We start from the raw sequence: 2,975 nt of genomic DNA on the forward strand, positions 1-2,975 counted from the left end.
CCTCGACCACGACAACACCACCCTGGTCGTCGACGTCCTCCGCACCATGAGCGAGGAGGGCTGCGCCGTCGTCATCGCCACCCACGACGACACGGTCCGCGACCGCTGCGACACCGTCCTGACCGTCGGGAGCGCGACACGCCCCGAGCCCCTGGCAGAGAGGCACCCCGCATGAACGCCCGCCTCGTCCGGCGCCTGGCCCTCGGCGCCCTGCTCCTCGCCGTCGCCGCGGTCTTCCTCGTCTACGGCGAGCACACCTTCGTCGTCCTCGGCCGGATCGGGCTCCAGGTGTTCTGACAGGTGTTCCGACCACCGCGGGGCGGGCACCGCCGCGAGGCACGGTGGCCGCCCCGTTCCGGGGGCCCCGGGCGGGACCGGCGACCGAACCGGAACGCGCTCCCTCCGGCCATTGAGCGCCTTCCGGCATCTCCCTGATCGTGAGAGGAACCGCACCGATAGGGTCGGCTCCGGGACGGTGTCGCTCGGGGGGAGCTGATGACGGCAGTGGATGCGGTGCCCATCGTCTTCGTCCACGGGACGCGCTTCAGCGCGGGGCAGTGGAGCGTGCAACTCGCCGCGCTCCGGGACGAGTTCCCGGTCCTCGCCGTCGACCTGCCCGGCCACGGGGAGCGCTCGGCCCAACCCTGGAGCCTGAACAGTGCGACCGAGGTCATCGCTTCCGCGGTGGACTCACTCGGCCGTGGACCGGCCCTGGTCGTCGGCCACTCGCTCGGGGGATATGCCGCGCTGGAATTCGCGCGGCGCCGCCCGGAGCACCTGCGCGGTCTGGTCCTCGCTGGAGCCAGCGCCTCCACCCGCGGCCTCCGGACGGCGCCGTACCGGTTGGTCGCCGGGCTGGTCCCCCGCATACCGGCGGACCGGCTGACCCGGTGGAACGACTGGCTGCTGCGACGGCTCTACCCGCCGGAGGTGGTGGAGGCGACCATCCGTTCCGGCTACGCCTTCCACACCCTGCCAACAGCCTGGAACGAGGTACTGGGACGCTTCGACGCGAGCGCGATGCGTTTCGTGAAGGCTCCGGTACTGATCCTGAACGGCGAGAAGGACGCCGTCTTCCGGTCCGGCGAGGCGGACTTCGCCCGCGCACACCCCCACGCCCGCGTCGAGTTGGTCCCGCGGGCCGGCCATCTCATGAACTTCGACGCCCCGGACGCCTTCACCGATGCCGTTCGCCGCTTCGCCCGGCAGCTCCCTCCTGTCGGCTGAGCGCGCCGTCGCCGTCACCACCCGACGCCCGCGAACGCCCACCGACCAGCGGTGACGGCCCGGCGCCGGACGCGGTGCGGCATCCCCGGCGTCACGGGACCACGCGGGCGACGCCTCCCGTTTCGAGCGCCGTCCAGAGGGCGCCGTCCGGGCCCACGGCGATGCCGTGCGGTTCCGACGACGGCGTCGGCAGGTCGTACTCGGCGGTCTCGCCCGCCGCGGTGACGCGTCCGATCCGGCCGGTCCCCCACGCGGTGAACCAGCAGTCCCCGGCGGGTGTCACGGCGACGGCGTGCGGTCTGGCCGCGGGGTCCGGGAGCGGGAACTCCCGCACCTCGCCGTCGGTGGAGATCCTGCCGATCCGGCCCGCCCCGATCTCGGTGAACCACAGGGCGTCGGCGCCGGCGGCGATGCCCACCGGAGCGGCCCCGGCCGTGGGGAGCCCGTGGAGGACGACCTCGCCGTCGAGGCCGATCCGGCCGATCGCGTCCGCCTGGTTGAGGGTGAACCACAGCGCCCCGTCCGGCCCCGCCGTGATCGCCGAGGGGAACGCCTTCTCCACGGGCAGGGGGAACCGCGTGACCTCGCCGTCGACCGTGATCCGGCCGATCCGGTCGGTGTGCATCTCGGTGAACCACAGCGCCCCGTCCGGCCCCGCGGCGATGCCGTAGGGGCCGCAGCCGGAAGCGAGGGGGAACGTCCCGACCTCGCCGTGGACGGTGATCCGGCCAATGGCGTCCGCCCGGTTGAGGGTGAACCACAGCGCCCCGTCCGGCCCGGCCGTGATGACCATGGGTCCGCCCGCCGGGGACCCCAGGGGGTACGTGGTCAGCTCGCCGCCGGGGGTGAGCCGCGCGATCTCGCCGCTGTGGACCAGGGTGATCCACAGCGCGCCGTCGGCACCGGCCGTGATGCCGTACGGCCCGGCTCCTCCGTCCGCGACGGGGAACTCCTGGACCGACGGCCGGCCGGGGCGCTGCATGCAGGTTCTCCTCATGGATCGGGCGGGTGGCGGTGGCCGTCGTCGCGCAGCCGCCGGTGAGCGGCCACGGGCACCTGCCGGTGTCCCCGACTTGATCACCGCCACCACCCTGGTGGCGGAAGGCGGCGGACGCAACCGCTTTGAAGAATCCGGCTCACCGCTCCGGCCCCAGGTCCGGACCGGTCACCACCTCGTTCCCGCGCTCAGGGAACGGGCGGATATCCGGTACCGCAGGCCGTCGTCGTCGGGCGCGGTGAGGATGTAGAAGCCGCCGCCTTCGAGGGCGTGCAGGGCGTCCCGGTGGGCGGTGGTGTCGAGCTGCCAGCAGCGCAGGAGGGCGGCGGCGTCCAGGGTGCCGCCCTCGTACGGGTGGACCGTGCCGGGGGCGGCCCAACGGGCGTGCGGAGACGGGTCGATGCGGTCGGCCAGCCGCTGGGCCTGGGCCCTCGTCCAGCGCAGGGCCCGCCTGGGGTTCCGGGCCCGGTAGCCGCCCAGCAGCCACTCGCGGCAGGTGTGCTCCTCCACGACGGTCGCCTCGCACCACACGTCGTTGCGGGTGGCGGCGGTACGGGCGGAGGCGAGCGCGAAGCCGGTCAGTGCCGCGCTGACGGTCATGATCAGCGCGCCCAGGCACACGGCGGTGAAGTCCACGCGGCTCACGTCCCCTCGTCGGGCGCGCGCAGCTCGAACCAGACCCGCTTGCCGGCGGGTTCCACACCCCCGGTCCAGGTGACGCCCCACGCGTGGCTGAGCGCTTCGACCAGGT

The 2,975-nt window shown here is 73.9% G+C and carries 4 protein-coding genes; 2 read left to right on the top strand and 2 right to left on the bottom strand.

Going from position 1 to position 2,975, the window contains the following annotated elements; genetic code table 11:
• Positions 1–171: 171 nt before the first annotated feature.
• A complete protein-coding gene (locus VE546_RS11475; RefSeq protein WP_324921265.1) occupies positions 172–297 on the top strand; it encodes a hypothetical protein in 126 nt (41 codons plus the stop codon).
• A gap of 198 nt (positions 298–495) precedes the next feature.
• Complete coding sequence (locus VE546_RS11480) at positions 496–1,227, top strand: alpha/beta hydrolase (protein WP_324921267.1); 732 nt, start codon at positions 496–498, stop codon at positions 1,225–1,227.
• A gap of 91 nt (positions 1,228–1,318) precedes the next feature.
• Here the strand turns inward: VE546_RS11480 and VE546_RS11485 are convergent, their stop codons facing one another.
• On the bottom strand, positions 1,319–2,209 hold the full coding sequence (locus VE546_RS11485; protein WP_324921269.1) for a virginiamycin B lyase family protein: 891 nt from the start codon (positions 2,207–2,209) through the stop codon (positions 1,319–1,321).
• Between the two features lie 183 nt (positions 2,210–2,392).
• On the bottom strand, positions 2,393–2,869 hold the full coding sequence (locus VE546_RS11490) for a hypothetical protein (RefSeq protein ID WP_324921271.1): 477 nt from the start codon (positions 2,867–2,869) through the stop codon (positions 2,393–2,395).
• Positions 2,870–2,975 lie beyond the last annotated feature (106 nt).

The organism is Streptomyces sp., assembly GCF_035644915.1.
GTDB lineage: Bacteria > Actinomycetota > Actinomycetes > Streptomycetales > Streptomycetaceae > Streptomyces.

Coding starts and splice junctions, on each gene's coding strand:
- VE546_RS11475 (WP_324921265.1), top strand. CDS start 172: ATGAACGCCCGCCTCGTCCGGCGCCTGGCCCTCGGCGCCCTGCTCCTC.
- VE546_RS11480 (WP_324921267.1), top strand. CDS start 496: ATGACGGCAGTGGATGCGGTGCCCATCGTCTTCGTCCACGGGACGCGC.
- VE546_RS11485 (WP_324921269.1), bottom strand. CDS start 2,209: ATGCAGCGCCCCGGCCGGCCGTCGGTCCAGGAGTTCCCCGTCGCGGAC.